The 13,538-nt window shown below is 69.8% G+C and carries 16 protein-coding genes; 12 read left to right on the forward strand and 4 right to left on the reverse strand.

Annotation, left to right across the window (positions count from 1 at the left end; translation table 11 throughout):
• Positions 1–71: 71 nt before the first annotated feature.
• Complete coding sequence (locus tag K9U40_RS03835) at positions 72–1,601, reverse strand: aldehyde dehydrogenase (NADP(+)) (protein ID WP_282888888.1); 1,530 nt, start codon at positions 1,599–1,601, stop codon at positions 72–74.
• Between K9U40_RS03835 and K9U40_RS03840 the strand changes: the two genes are divergently transcribed.
• From K9U40_RS03840 to K9U40_RS03880, 9 genes are all read left to right on the forward strand, one after another.
• Positions 1,594–1,935 carry a hypothetical protein gene (locus K9U40_RS03840; RefSeq protein ID WP_282888889.1) on the forward strand — a complete coding sequence of 114 codons (342 nt, stop codon included), beginning with the start codon at positions 1,594–1,596 and terminating at the stop codon, positions 1,933–1,935. The two genes, K9U40_RS03835 and K9U40_RS03840, sit on opposite strands and share 8 nt — an antisense overlap.
• Positions 1,936–2,079: 144 nt before the next feature.
• On the forward strand, positions 2,080–2,811 hold the full coding sequence (locus K9U40_RS03845; RefSeq protein ID WP_282888890.1) for a FadR/GntR family transcriptional regulator: 732 nt from the start codon (positions 2,080–2,082) through the stop codon (positions 2,809–2,811).
• 65 nt (positions 2,812–2,876) lie between these two features.
• Positions 2,877–3,782 carry a 5-dehydro-4-deoxyglucarate dehydratase gene (gene kdgD / locus K9U40_RS03850; RefSeq protein WP_282888920.1) on the forward strand — a complete coding sequence of 302 codons (906 nt, stop codon included), beginning with the start codon at positions 2,877–2,879 and terminating at the stop codon, positions 3,780–3,782.
• A 9-nt stretch (positions 3,783–3,791) separates the two neighbouring features.
• A complete protein-coding gene (locus K9U40_RS03855; protein WP_282888891.1) occupies positions 3,792–3,968 on the forward strand; it encodes a hypothetical protein in 177 nt (58 codons plus the stop codon).
• 271 nt (positions 3,969–4,239) lie between these two features.
• On the forward strand, positions 4,240–4,851 hold the full coding sequence (locus K9U40_RS03860; protein ID WP_282888892.1) for a GntR family transcriptional regulator: 612 nt from the start codon (positions 4,240–4,242) through the stop codon (positions 4,849–4,851).
• A 207-nt stretch (positions 4,852–5,058) separates the two neighbouring features.
• Complete coding sequence (locus K9U40_RS03865; RefSeq protein ID WP_282888893.1) at positions 5,059–6,198, forward strand: 8-amino-7-oxononanoate synthase; 1,140 nt, start codon at positions 5,059–5,061, stop codon at positions 6,196–6,198.
• On the forward strand, positions 6,195–6,836 hold the full coding sequence (gene bioD, locus K9U40_RS03870) for a dethiobiotin synthase (RefSeq protein ID WP_282888894.1): 642 nt from the start codon (positions 6,195–6,197) through the stop codon (positions 6,834–6,836). Before K9U40_RS03865 ends, bioD begins: the two co-directional genes overlap by 4 nt.
• Positions 6,833–8,098 (forward strand): adenosylmethionine--8-amino-7-oxononanoate transaminase, encoded by a 1,266-nt coding sequence (locus tag K9U40_RS03875; protein WP_282888895.1) that lies wholly within the window; start codon positions 6,833–6,835, stop codon positions 8,096–8,098. Before bioD ends, K9U40_RS03875 begins: the two co-directional genes overlap by 4 nt.
• An 11-nt stretch (positions 8,099–8,109) precedes the next feature.
• Positions 8,110–9,093: a beta-ketoacyl-ACP synthase III gene (locus K9U40_RS03880; protein ID WP_282888921.1), complete on the forward strand. Its 984-nt coding sequence runs from the start codon at positions 8,110–8,112 to the stop codon at positions 9,091–9,093.
• A gap of 387 nt (positions 9,094–9,480) precedes the next feature.
• Here K9U40_RS03880 and K9U40_RS03885 read toward each other — a convergent pair whose 3' ends face one another.
• On the reverse strand, positions 9,481–10,242 hold the full coding sequence (locus tag K9U40_RS03885; protein ID WP_282888896.1) for a substrate-binding domain-containing protein: 762 nt from the start codon (positions 10,240–10,242) through the stop codon (positions 9,481–9,483).
• Positions 10,243–10,324: 82 nt separating this feature from the next.
• Positions 10,325–10,750, reverse strand: a complete 426-nt coding sequence (locus K9U40_RS03890; protein WP_282888897.1) for a nuclear transport factor 2 family protein — start codon at positions 10,748–10,750, stop codon at positions 10,325–10,327.
• A gap of 200 nt (positions 10,751–10,950) precedes the next feature.
• Here K9U40_RS03890 and K9U40_RS03895 point away from each other — a divergent pair, with 200 nt between their 5' ends.
• The 3 genes from K9U40_RS03895 (at position 10,951) to K9U40_RS03905 (ending at position 12,641) form a co-directional block, all read left to right on the forward strand.
• Positions 10,951–11,481, forward strand: coding sequence for a sigma-70 family RNA polymerase sigma factor (locus K9U40_RS03895; RefSeq protein ID WP_282888898.1), 531 nt, complete (start codon positions 10,951–10,953; stop codon positions 11,479–11,481).
• Positions 11,478–12,257, forward strand: a complete 780-nt coding sequence (locus tag K9U40_RS03900) for an anti-sigma factor family protein (RefSeq protein WP_282888899.1) — start codon at positions 11,478–11,480, stop codon at positions 12,255–12,257. The genes K9U40_RS03895 and K9U40_RS03900 overlap by 4 nt, the downstream gene beginning before the upstream one ends.
• Positions 12,258–12,377: 120 nt before the next feature.
• On the forward strand, positions 12,378–12,641 hold the full coding sequence (locus K9U40_RS03905) for a hypothetical protein (protein WP_282888900.1): 264 nt from the start codon (positions 12,378–12,380) through the stop codon (positions 12,639–12,641).
• 346 nt (positions 12,642–12,987) lie between these two features.
• Here K9U40_RS03905 and K9U40_RS03910 read toward each other — a convergent pair whose 3' ends face one another.
• Positions 12,988–13,533 (reverse strand): hypothetical protein, encoded by a 546-nt coding sequence (locus K9U40_RS03910; protein ID WP_282888901.1) that lies wholly within the window; start codon positions 13,531–13,533, stop codon positions 12,988–12,990.
• Between the last annotated feature and the right edge of the window lie 5 nt (positions 13,534–13,538).

Genomic DNA, 13,538 nt, shown 5'->3' on the forward strand with positions numbered 1-13,538 from the left:
CGGGGCCGAGTGCCGCCCACCCTGTGCAGGGCGAGCGGCAGGTGCTGGCAAACCGGCGCGCCCTCGCACCTTCACGCGAGGGGCGGAGGGCATAGATCTTCCGGCAACAGAGTCTCCGGCAGGTTCTGGTAGCACACCGGGCGCAGGAAGCGGCGGATGGCGAGGGTGCCGACCGAGGTGGCGCCGAAATTGGTGCTGGCCGGATAGGGGCCACCATGCACCATGGCGTCACACACCTCGACACCGGTGGGGAAACCGTTGGCGAGAAGGCGGCCAGCCTTGCGCTCCAGGATCGGCAGCAGGCGGCGGGCGAGTTCGGTATCGGCCTCGTCCATCTGCAGTGTCGCGGTCAACTGCCCTTCGAAGGTGGCGGCGAGCGCCACCATCTCATCGGCGTCGCGCACCCGCACCAGAATGCCGGCGGGGCCGAACACCTCGTGGCCGAGGCTGCGGTCGGCAAGGAAATCCGCCGCCGTGACGCAGAACAGGGCCGGCGCGCCGAACCGGCCACCAGCCTCGGTCCGCACCAGGCAGGACACGCCCGAAGCCGCCGCGAGATGGTCGCGTCCCTTGCGATAGGCGGCCGCGATTCCCTCGGTCAGCATGGGCTGTGGTGCGACCCCTCCCAGGGCTGCGCTCGCGGCATCGAGGAAGGCGGCCAGATCCGGCCCGTCGATGGCGAGGGCGATGCCGGGATTGGTGCAGAACTGGCCGACCCCCATGGCGAGCGAGCCCGCCCAGCCCTCGCCAAGCTGCCGCGCCCGCGCCGAAAGCGCCGCGGGCAGCAGGAACATGGGGTTCACCGACCCGAGTTCGCCGAAGAAGGGGATGGGCTCGGGCCGGGCGGCGCACAGGTCGAACAGGGCGCGGCCGGCGCCGAGGCTGCCGGTGAAGCCGACCGCGCGGATGAGCGGATGGCGCACGAGGACGGTACCCCCCTCCACCGTGAAGGATTGCAGCAGCCCGAACACGCCGGGGTGCAGATCCTCCGCAGCGGCAGCGGCCGCGATGGCTTCCGCAACGATCTGGCTGGTGCCGGGATGGGCCGGGTGTCCCTTCGCCACCACCGGGCAACCGGCAGCCAGCGCGGAGGCGGTGTCGCCGCCAGCGACCGAAAACGCCAGGGGAAAATTTGAAGCGCCGAACACCGCCACCGGGCCGAGCGGCCGCTGCATCAGCCGCAGATCCGGCCGCGGCAACGGCTTGCGATCCGGCAGGGCGGCATCATGGCGACGGTCGAGATAGGCCCCGTCGCGAATGTGCCGGGCGAACAGCAGCAGCTGGCCTGTGGTGCGCGCCAGCTCACCGGTGAGGCGGGCGTTCGGCAGGCCGGTCTCGGCCTCCGCGGTGGCGACGATCTCGGCGCCGCGCGCTTCCAGCGCCGCGGCGATGGCGTCGAGAAAGCGCGCGCGGGTCTCCCGGCTGGTCCAGCCATAGGAAGAGAAGGCGGCTTCGGCGGCGCGGCAGGCGGCATCCACCTCGGCCGCGGTCGCCGAGAAGAAGCGCCGCGGCGCGCCGCTGACCGGGCTGCTCTCGAACACCTCGCCGCCTTCGACGCGGGCGCCGGAGATCAGGTGGCCGCCGGTGGGGATCATGGTCATCTCAATTGTCCTTGAAAATCGGATCCTGGGTGAACTGGCCACCCTGGTAGACGGCGATCGGCGCATCCAGGTGGAGGGCATCCGGCAGTTGGTCGGCTTCTCCATGCGGCTGCCGATGCGCACCAGCGCCGTCTCCTGCCCGAACTTGTCGAAATACATGCGGGCGGATGGCGCGGCGGAGCCCGCCGGCGGCGCCTGTGAGAAGCAATCTTTGAAGCATGCGAACCCCAAGAGCGCCCAATTGCTGGCCAACTCATCGTATATGTTGAATGAATATGGCGAAGGATGCAACACAGTTGACGGACGAGTTGTTTTTCGCACCATGTTGACGTAGCGTCGTGAAATGCGGGAGAAACCGGTGCCCCCCACGCCCAAGAGAGCCGCAGACGACAGGGCCGAGGCCGTAAATCCGGCAGACTTGGCGCTTTCGAGCGGGACCCCCGCGCGTGCGGCCTCTGCGGCCACGGCATCTGCGGGCGTGACACGCGCGAGGGGGGCCAGCGGCTCCCTGGTGGCGCGGATCAGCGAAGCGCTGCGCCAATCCATCCGCTCGGGCAATTATCCCCCGGGCACGAAGCTGCCCAGCGAGGCCCAGCTCACCCAGGCCCATGGCGTCAGCCGGACCGTCGTGCGCGAGGCCGTGGCCGCGCTGCGGGCGGACGGGCTGGTGGAGGCGCGCCAGGGCGCCGGAGTGTTCGTGCTGGAGGCGCCCGGCGCGCCGCTGTTTTCCAGCCAAAATATTGATAATACACGCGTTTCATCCACCATTGAGCTCTTGGAGCTGCGCACCGGCGTGGAGGTGGAAGCGGCCGGCCTCGCGGCGGCGCGGCGCTCTCCTGCGCAGGAAGAGGTGATCTTCGAGCGGCATTTCGCGGTGCGTGCGGCGATGGAAGCCGGCCAGTCCACCGTCGAATCCGACTTCGCCCTGCACCTCGCCATCGCCGACGCCACCAACAACCCGCGCTTTCGCGAATTCCTGACCATGATCGGGCGCGAGGCGATCCCTCGCGTGGTGCTGGAGCGCGACGGACAGAGCGTCGAGCGGGCGACCTCCTACATCGAGCTGATCGACGACGAGCATCAGCGAATCGCCCTCGCCATATCCAAGGGCGACGAGGAGGCCGCGCGCGAGGCCATGCGCGTGCACCTGCGCGGCAGCCAGCAGCGCTACCGTGCGCTCCTGCAGACTCGGCGTAAACATATCATATGAGTTGTTGACCATTTTCCCGCAAATATGTACGACAACTCTGCCGTCAGCTTGGCAGAGGAACCATGATGAATCCGCAGGACATCAAGAGCGCGCTCGGGTCGGGCCTCTTGTCGTTTCCCGTCACACATTTCGATGCGTCAGGCCGCTTCAATGCGGAGAGCTACCAGCGTCACATCGCCTGGCTCGCCGGCTATGATGCGCCGGTCCTGTTCGCCGCCGGCGGCACCGGGGAGTTCTTCTCCCTCGCGCCCGGCGAGGTTCCCGGCATCGTTGCCGCCGCGAAGCAGGCCGCGGGAAAGACCGCCATCGTCTCCGGCTGCGGCTTCGGCGCGGAAGTGGGGGTCGAGATCGCCCGCGCTGCCGAGAAGGCCGGTGCCGACGGCCTCCTCCTTCTGCCCCATTACCTGATTGATGCCCCACAGGAGGGCCTGTTCGCCCTCGTGAAGCAGATCTGCGACGCGGTCGGCATCGGCGTCATGGTCTACAATCGCGACAATTCGGTGCTGCAGGTCGATACGCTGGCGCGCCTGTGCGATGCCTGCCCCAACCTCATCGGCTTCAAGGACGGCACTGGGCAGATCGGCCTCGTGCGCCAGATCACCGCCACCATGGGCGACCGCCTGATCTATCTGGGCGGCATGCCCACGGCGGAACTCTTCGCCGAGGCCTATCTCGGCGCCGGCTTCACCACCTATTCCTCGGCGGTGTTCAATTTCGTGCCGGGGCTGGCGGTGGAGTTCTACAAGGCGCTGCGTGCCGGCGAGCGCGCCACCTGCGAGCGCATCCTCAAGGACTTCTTCTATCCCTTCATGGACATCCGCAACCGCCGCAAGGGCTATGCGGTTTCCGCCATCAAGGCCGGCGTACGCCTTCAGGGCTTCGATGCCGGCCCGGTGCGCGCGCCCCTCGCCGATCTGACGGCAGAAGAGGAAGGCCTGCTCGCCGCCCTGATTGCCCCCTACAAACGCTGAGCGCGCGCCATGAAGAGCGCGGCCGTCCACACCCACCGCCTCGACCACAAGCCCGACGTGCCGTTCGAGCGCGCGTCCAGGGCCGCGCACATCATCGACCGCACCAGCGCGCCGGCGAAGACGCGCTCCATGAGCGGGGCGTGCAGCCGCTTCCGCGGCAAGTCCGGCGTGAAATTGCGGATGTAGGGCGCGGGTCCCCCGGAAGACGTTGCCGAGGGCCGCGACGCCCCCTCGGCATGCGAGTTGGACGAGAAGCCCCGGCGCCACCTGCTCGCCGTGCGGGCCCCTCAGGCGCCGGCCAGGTGATGTCTCAGTTTGAAAGCCTGCAGCTCTGACTGGGCGCACCGCGGAACCCTCTCCCGCAAGCGGGAGAGGGGCAAGACCACGCCTTGTTTCGAGCTGAGACACGACCGCCGGCCATCTCGACAAGCCCCCGCATCAAAATTATCTATGAAATATGGAGTCCGGGCCCGACGAATCGATCGCCACACGCATTGCGCGCATCCTTGCCGAGCGCATCATCACCGGCGCGCTCGCGGCGGGGGAGAAGCTGCGCCAGGATCATATCGCCGAGGAATTCGGGGCGAGCCATGTTCCGGTCCGCGAGGCGTTTCGCCGGCTGGAAGCCCAGGGACTGGCCGTCAGCACGCCGCGGCGCGGGGTGCGCGTCACCGCGTTCGACCGCGCCGAGATCAGGGAAGTGGTGGAGATGCGCGGGGCGCTGGAAGCGCTGGCGCTGCGCCATGCCGCGCCCCATCTCACCGCCGCGGCCCTGAAGGATGCGGATGAAGCGGCCGACCGGGCCGACCGGTGCACCGACACCCGTGCCTGGGAGGAGGCAAACCGCCATTTTCATCGCCTGATCCTGTCCCCCTGCGGCATGCCGCGGCTGCTTGCCACCATCGACGATCTGCATGCGGCCAGCGCACGCTATCTGTTCGCCACCTCGGCTCCTGCATTCGTACCCCGGGTGGACCGCGAGCATCGCGCCATCCTCGCCGCCCTGCGCAAGGGCGACACCGAGACCGCCGTGGCCACCCTCGCCCGGCACGTGAAGCGGATCGGCTGACACCGCGCGATCCGATCCCGCGGCACTGCGCACTGCCGCGACCTCAGGACCTGCGGCTCCCCTGCCCCACTCCGCCGAACGGCCCCTTGCCGTTTCCCGGATCATGTGAAACCTATTGGAGATAGGCTTCATAAATTATCTATAATCTGGAGATTGCCATGCTGGCCGAGCCGCCCTGTCGACCGGCAGAAATCCGCGAGGCTGCCCGTGGAGGCGCATGACGCCGCGCTGGCGGCGCTGGCGCGGCGGGGGCGGTTGCGCACCCTGGCGCCCGCTTGTGGCGTCGACTTCGCCTCCAACGACTATCTGGGCCTCGCCCAATCGGAGGAGTTGCGGCAGGCCGCCTGCGCCGCGCTGGCACGCGGCGTGCCCCTGGGCGCGAGCGGATCGCGCCTGCTGCGCGGCAACCACGCCGAGCACGAGGCGCTGGAGGCAGAAGCCGCCACCTTCTTCGGCGCCGAGGCGGCGCTGTTCTTCGCCGGGGGATTTGCCGCCAACGCAGCCCTGGTCTCGACCCTGCCGCGACGCGGCGACCTCGTCGTCTACGACGCCCTCATCCATGCCAGCATCCATGAAGGGCTGGCCGGAGCCGCGTCGGCCGAGCGGGTGGCCGCCGTGGCGGCCCCCCATGCCGACGCGCAGGCCACCGACGATGCCATCCGCCGCTGGCGCGCCGAGGGCGGACGCGGGCAGCCCTGGATCGCGGCGGAAACGCTCTACAGCATGGACGGCGACTTCGCACCGCTCGACGATCTGTGCGCCGTGGCCGAGCGGCACGACGCCATGCTGCTCCTCGACGAGGCCCATGCCACCGGCGTCTACGGCCCCGGAGGCCGCGGCCTCGCCGCCCATCTCGAAGGGCGGGCGAACGTGGTGACCCTGCACACCTGCGGCAAGGCGCTCGGCGTCATGGGCGCGCTGGTGTGCCTGCCGCGCGGGCTGAAGGACTACATGGTGAACCGCGCCCGGCCCTTCATCTATGCCACCGCACCCTCGCCGCTCCTCGCCGCCACGGTGCGGGCGGCCCTGGTCCTCGCGGAGCAGGCGCAGGAGCGGCGGGACCGGCTCATGGCCCGCATCGCCCACGCCCAGAGGGCGCTCGCGGCGATCGGCCTGCCGGCGACCTCCTCGCAGATCCAGAAAGTGGTGCTGGGCCCGGACCGGCGGGCGACGGCCATCGCCGCCGGCCTGCAGGAGCAGGGCTTCGATGTGCGCGCCATCCGCCCCCCCACCGTGCCGGAGGGCACCGCGCGCCTGCGCCTCGCGCTGACCCTCAACGCCTCCTTAGGCGACCTCGACGCGCTCATGGCCGCCCTCGGCGCAGAACTGGAACAATCGCCCGCATGACCGGCTTCATCGTCACCGGCACCGATACGGGCATCGGCAAGACCGTGTTCTCGGCGGCGCTCGCCGGGGCGCTCGACGGCGCCTACTGGAAGCCGGTCCAGGCCGGCCTCGAAGGCGAGACCGACGCGCAGGCGGCCCGCCGCCTGTCCGGCCTCGCCGCCGACCGCATCCTGCCGGAAGCCTACCGCCTCGCCTTGCCGGCCTCTCCCCACCGTGCCGCCGAGGCCGAGGGCGTCACCATAGATCCGGATGCGCTCGCGCTCCCCGCGACCCCGCATCCGCTGGTGGTCGAGGGGGCGGGCGGCCCGCTCGTACCCCTCACCCGCCGCCTGCTGTTCGCCGATATGTTCGCCACGTGGGGGCTGCCGGTGATCCTGTGCGCCCGCACCAGCCTCGGCACCATCAACCACACGCTGCTCGCCATCGAGGCCCTGAAGCGGCGCGGCATTTTCGTCCATGGCGTCGCCTTCATCGGCGCGGCGAACGAGGACAGCGAGCACATCATCGCCGAGTTCGGCGCGGTGCGCCGGCTGGGACGCCTGCCGCACCTTGCCGCCCTCACGCCCGCCGCCCTCGCCACCGCATTCGCTGAAGCCTTCCGGCGCGACGCCTTCGCCTCCGGGGAGATCCGGCCATGACCTCAAGCCCCTCCCCCGTCTGGCATCCCTTCACCCAGCACGCGCTCGCGCCCGAGCCTGCGATGGTGGTGCGCGGCGACGGCGCCTGGCTCGAAACCGCGACCGGCGCCCGCATCCTCGATGCCATCTCCTCCTGGTGGGTCATCACCCACGGCCATTGCCACCCGCGGATCGTCGCGGCCATCGCCGGACAGGCCGGACAGCTCGACCAGGTGATCTTCGCCGGCCACACCCATCCGGCCGCCGAAGCGCTGGCGCGCCGGCTCGTCGCCATGACGCCGCCGGGGCTCGACCATGTGTTCTTCTCCGACAGCGGCTCCACCGCCGTCGAGGTCGCGCTGAAGATGGCGGCAGGCTACTGGCGCAACACGGGGGAGCCGCGCACCCGCATCCTCGCGCTGGAGCACGGCTATCACGGCGACACCATCGGCACCATGTCGGTGGGCGCGCGCGGCGTCTACAATGCGGCCTACGAGCCCTTCCTGTTCGAGGTGACGCGCCTGCCCTTCCCCGAGGCGGGCCGCGAGCAGGCCACCCTCGATGCCCTGGAGGCCGCCTGCCGGGAGGCTCCGGCGGCGCTGCTGGTGGAGCCGCTGATCCTCGGCGCGGGCGGAATGCTCATCTACGCGCCGGATGTGCTCGCCGAGATGGCGGCGATCTGCGCCCGCCACCGCGTGCTCCTCATCGCCGACGAGGTGATGACCGGCTTCGGACGCACCGGGACGCTCTTCGCCTGCGAGCAGGCCGCGATCACCCCCGATATCGCCTGCTACGCCAAGGGGCTCACCGGAGGCGCGCTGCCCCTGGCCGTCACCTTGTGCCGAGGCGAGATCTTCGCGGCGCATTATTCCACCGACCGCGCGCGCACCTTCTTCCATTCCAGCTCGTTCACGGCGAACCCCATCGCCTGCGCCGCAGCCCTCGCCAATCTGGAGATCTGGGCGGGTGAGCCCGTGGCCGGGCGCATCGCCGCCCTCGGGACGCTCCAGGAGGCGCGGCTCGCGCCGTTCCGCGACGACAGGCGGTTCTCGAACGTGCGACGCCTCGGCACCATCGCCGCGCTGGACCTTGTCGCCGACGATCCCGGCTACCTCGCCGGGGTCGGGCCACGGCTCGCGGCTTTCTTCCGCGCGGAAGGCCTGCTGGTCCGCCCCCTCGGCAACACGCTCTATGTGATGCCGCCTTATTGCACCACCGGCGAGGACCTCGACCGGGTCTATGGTGCCATCGCCACCGCCGCCGACCGGTTCGGGCCGGCATGAGCAGGACGGACATGAACCGGATGGGCACGCGCATCGCCGGCTTCGGCCACCATGCTCCGGACCAGGTGGTGACGAGCGCCGAGATCGAGCGCCGGCTGGGCCTCGCCGAGGGGTGGATCGCGGGACGCACCGGGATCCACGCGCGCCGTGTCGCCGCCCCGCACGAGGCGGTCAGCGACCTCGCCGTCGCGGCCGCCGACATGGCCCTGGCCGACGCGGCGCTGCCGAAAGGCGCGGTCGGCCTCACCCTGCTCGCAACCAGCACCCCCGACCATCTCCTGCCGCCCACAGCCCCCCTTCTCGCCCACCGCCTCGGCCTGACGTCCAGCGGCGCCGTTGACCTCACCGGGGCCTGCGCCGGCTTTCTCTACGCCCTGGTCCTGGCCGACGGCTTCGTCCGGACGACGGGACGCGTCGCCCTGGTGGCGGCGGCCAACATCCTGTCGCGCCGCACCGATCCCCGGGACGCCGCGACGGCGGCGCTGTTCGCCGATGCGGCCGGCGCCATCGTCCTCGCCCCGTCGCCGCGGGCCGATGCCGGCGTCATCGCATCATCGCTCGCGTCCGACGGCTCGGCCTACGACCTCATCCAGATTCCCGACAGTGGCAGCCGGCTGTCGGCGAGCGGCCTGACGAGCGGCGACGCGCGGATGGTCATGCGCGACGGCCGCACGGTGTTCTCCAGGGCGGTCGCCATGATGGCATCCTCCTGCCGCACCGCGCTGGAGGATGCCGGCCTCGCCCCGGAGGATGTCATCCATTTCCTACCGCACCAGGCCAATGCCCGCATCATCACCGCGGTGGCCGAGCGGCTTGGCATCGGGCCGGAGCGGACCTTGTCGTCCGTGGCGGACTTCGGCAATTCGTCGGCCGCGACGCTTCCGTTCACCCTTTCGGCGCTGCGCGCGACCCGCGCCTATGGGGAAGGCGACGTGCTTCTCCTGACGGCCGCCGGTGCCGGCCTCACCGGCGGCGCCGCCGTGTTCCGGTTCTGAGGATGCGGCCGGACCGGAGCCGCCAGAGCACGTGTACCCTTTTTCAAGTTTGGAGGGCGTGTCTGAAGGCTTAAAACAGGCATTGCCGACATCACCACGTCATGCCCGGCCTCGTGCCGGGCATCCACGCCCAACCGCCTGCGCTTGCGTGCGAAAGCGCCTCCCGGCCGCCGCGCGTGGATGGCCGGAACCCGCATGTTTGCGGGTTCCGTTCTCAGGGGCGGAAGTCGGCAACAGCCGACTTCCGGGACAAACCCGGCCATGACGGCGAGAACGTGCTGGTGGTCAGCCCGCGCCCATCCCATGGCGTTTGAAAACACGCTCTAAACTCAAGAAAGAGAAAGCGTTGTCCGATCAGCTTGCGATGCAGGCTGATCGGCGCGTGCTCTAAGACGCGGGGGTGATCCACCCCCATTTCTGGAAAATCCTCGCGCCCTCCGGGCTCTTCAGGAACGCGACGAAGGCCGCGGCATTCGGCTTCTCGCGCCCGCGTGCGGAGGGGACGACGCCCACGTCGCGATAGACCCGGTGGTCGGCGTCGATATCGACGGTATCGGCCAGCGTCGGGTTGGCCACCTGCCAGATGTTCCAGATGATCCAGGCGTCGAAGGTCTGGTCCTCGGTCCATTTCTGCTTGGCGGCGGCGCTGTTGGGGGAGAAGAACGCGATATTGGCGCGCAGGCGGCGAACCTCCTCGATCCTGCCGGTGCGCCCGGCCACGTCCTCCCACAGGCCGTTCTGCCCGGCCCCCTGAACCACCAGGACCTTCATGCCCGGCTTCATCAGGTCGGAAAGGCCGCGGATCTGCCTGGGGTTTCCCGGCCGCACCAGGATGGAAGCGGCGCGCAGATACAGCGGCTCCACCTCCTCGCTGCGGACCTGGCCGTTCATGGCAGCGACGAAATCCGTCATCATGGTCTCGGAGCCGCTGAAAATCAGATCGGCATCCTCGCGCGCCTTGTCGATCCAGGCGGAGGTCGGACCGGCCGTAACGTTGACCTCGATGCCGTTGAGCTTGCCGAAGGCGGCGGCCGCCTCCTTCATGGCCGGCAGCGGACCGCCGGGGCCATAGACGTTGAGATCGGCCGCGACGGCGCCCGAGCCGACCGCGGCAAGCGCCGCAAGCGCGATGACGGCGTGTTTGAACATGCAGGACATCTCCGTGAAAGCCGGGCCGGCCGGACGGTCATGCCGGACGGCCGGGCGGGTTGCATCGAACGGGCGCGGGGGCTCAGTAGGCGGCGGCCGGATTGACCTGCCACACCTCGTCCACCAGCTTGCCGTCCCGATAGACGAGGACGTAGCGGACCTTCACCGTGGCCTTCCCCGCGAACGCCACGTCGGCGGTCACGGTCGCGCCCTTGGGGTTGGCCGCTTCGGAAACGGCCGCCACGGTCGGCTTCTGGCTGCCCTGGGCGGTGAAGAATTTCGACCACACCGCCTTGATGGCCTCGGGGTCGGAATAGGTGCCGTCCAGCGGGCCGCCGACCCAGTGGAGCGTCGCGCCGGCCCCGTAGTCGGCCGCGACCTTGGCAAGGTCGCCGGCGGCGATGTTCTGGATGCGCGACCTGGCCAGATCTTCCGCAGGGCCGGCCATGGCGGCCGTCGAGAGCAGAACGAACGCGAGCGGAGCAACAAGAATGGAACGGCGCAGCATGGGATGCCTCCTGTCAGGGGTCGGACAGGGATGAGACATCGCGGCGCCGGATTTTATTCCGCCGTGCCTGTGCGAATTTATTTCCGCTGCCTGCGGAATAAAGTGGGGGCAAACGGAGTCCATCCGAGAGATTGCCCCATTCTGCCGCCAGCCATACGGCACGAGGGCGGATCGCGTGGTCCCGAGCCCATGGAACCCTCATGACCACCGAGATGGTGCGACTGATCGAACCCGTCATTCCCGCGCTGCGACGCTATGCGCGCGCGCTCATGAAGGATCGCGCGGCGGCCGACGACCTCGTGCAGGACTGCCTGGAGCGGGCCATCGGCCACTGGCACCAGCGTCATGCGGAGGGCGACATCCGGGCCTGGATCTTCGCCATCCTGCACAATCTCGCCATGACCCGCCTGCGCCGCGCCGCCGCGCGGCCCCGTCCGGTGCCCATCGAGGACGCCCAGGAAGGCGATCTCGCCCGTCCCGCCACCCAGGAAGACCGGTTGCGCTACCGCGATGCGCTCGCCGCGCTCGCGCAGCTGCCGCACGAGCAGCGGGCGGTGCTGCTGCTGGTCGGCGTGGAGGACCTCTCCTATGCGCAGACGGCGAAAGTGCTGGGCATCCCCATCGGCACCGTGATGTCGCGGCTGTCGCGCGCCCGCGAGCGGCTCAGCAAGGCCATGTCCGAGGTGCCACGGCCGGAGAGCGCCCACCCGCATCTGCGGAGAGTGAAATGACCATGCGTCCCATCACCGAAGACGATCTCCACGGCTATGTGGATGGCGCGCTTGATCCCGAGCGGCGCGAGCAGGTAAGCGCCTATCTGGAGGCCCACCCCGACGTGGCCGCGCGCGTCGCCGCCTATGGCGCGGAGCGCGGGATGCTGCGTGCCGCTTTGGCCCCGATCGTGGAGGAGCCATTGCCGGCGGAGCTCGATCTCGCCCGCATGGTCGAGGCGCGGCGCCGGCCCCCGGGGCCGCCGCGCTGGGCCATGGCGGCGGCGGCTCTGCTGCTGGTTTGCGTGGGCGGCGCGGGAGGCTGGCTGCTGCGCGGCATGGGCTCCGCGCCCGCCGAAGGGCTGCAGGCGCTCGGACGGGAAGCTGCCGCGAGCTACGCGGTGTTTGCGCCCGACAAGGGCCGGCCGGTGGAGATCCGTGCCGAGGACCGCGCGCAGCTCGTCGCCTGGACATCGCGGCGCCTCGGCCGGCCGGTGGCCATTCCGGATCTCGCCGACGCGGGCTATCGTTTCATGGGCGGGCGCGTGGTCGCCACCGAGCATGGCCCGGCGGCCCTTTTCATGTACGACGACGACGCCGGCAGCCGCCTGGTGATGCTCGCCCGCCCGCTCGCCTCCGATCCGAAGGCGCCCATGACGCCTCATGCCAGGGATGGCGTGAACGGCTTCAGCTGGTCCGACAACGGGCTGGGCTACAGCCTCGTGGGGCAGGCCGCCCCCGAGACGCTCCACCCGCTGGCGCACGAGGCGCGCCGGCAGATCCACCGGCAAGCCTGACCCCGTTCAGTCGCCCCAACATCCTCCGGATGCGGGCGACGGCATATCCCCCGCCCTCGCCGGACGCCTGTCGCTCCCGCTGGCGCGGATGCGGCAGGTGACGCCCCGCAGCGCTTCCGGATGAACGCGGTGGTGGAAGCCCTCATGCCGGTGAGCAACATGATCATCTTCCGGGTGCGGGACCGCAGGGAGATCGTGGCCCACCACGAGCGCATGCTGGCGGCTCTGAGGGACCGCGACGGCAGCCGCGGTGGAAGCCCTCGGCGGGCTCGTCCGCTACATCCGCTCCATCACTCTCTCACAGACGCAACAGACAGGGGGGCGCCCTGGATGGATGCCGCGATGCGCCTCTTTCTCGCGAAAGCCGGGATCAATCCCGATTGAGGCTGCCGGGCTGCCCGCGGAAATAGCCGAACAGAAAACTTCCCAGAAGAAACGGAAGAGCCGCCAGCAACTCGAAGGCTCCTGCCGCCCAGTTTGCCAGGACGCCGGCCAAAGGGAGCGTAACCAGAAGGACAATTAACTTGCCGACAAAATGCCACGTAGGGCCGACCGGTTTTCGCATGTCGCAAATGGCCACAATATATACAATGAATGAAAAAAATTATTGCCCGCAACCAGAGACCGCGCAAGACGCATCTGGTCGCAGCCCCGAAGGGGCCGGCCGCCCCGGCTCGCGGGCACCGGCCGACCGGCTTGTGCAAACGCCGTCAGCGCCGCTGCGGCGCTGTTACGGCTGGTCCGGGCGCCGGCCGGGCAATGCCGCTTCCAGGTTCAGCCTCATGTCCCCGCCAGCCGCGGCCGACGCCATGTCGGGAGCGGCCAGACGCACGGTTTCGGCAATCGCGGGCCCGCCGCACGCCACGCAGCTCAGGAGGCCTGAGACGAGGATGGTGCCGCCATACTCCCCATCGTCGAGATATTCCCAGGACGTCACCTTATCCAGCGTCATCGGGTGGCCGCGGCTGCAACGGACAGAGCCTTCAAGGTGGAGCTGGGGCGCGCGGTAGACGTCGCTGATGTCGATGTCGTGGGTGTGATCGCCGCCAATGCAGGGCACGCGCGCGGTGACATGGCCATGCGTCAGCCCCTCGCCCCTGTCCTCCACCTTCAGACGCAGCACGTCGATGGCGACCGACCGCGCCGGCCGCCCCCCTTCGGCCTGAAACCGGACCTCGGCGAACATGCCGTCCGGCGACATGCCGCGCGGCCTGTGCTCGGCCTCGGCGGCGCAGTGGGGACACACGAGGCGTCGGAAAGGCAGCTTGACGTTCATCTTCT

Origin of the sequence: Xanthobacter autotrophicus, from assembly GCF_030015065.1 — a bacterium.
GTDB lineage: Bacteria > Pseudomonadota > Alphaproteobacteria > Rhizobiales > Xanthobacteraceae > Xanthobacter > Xanthobacter autotrophicus_D.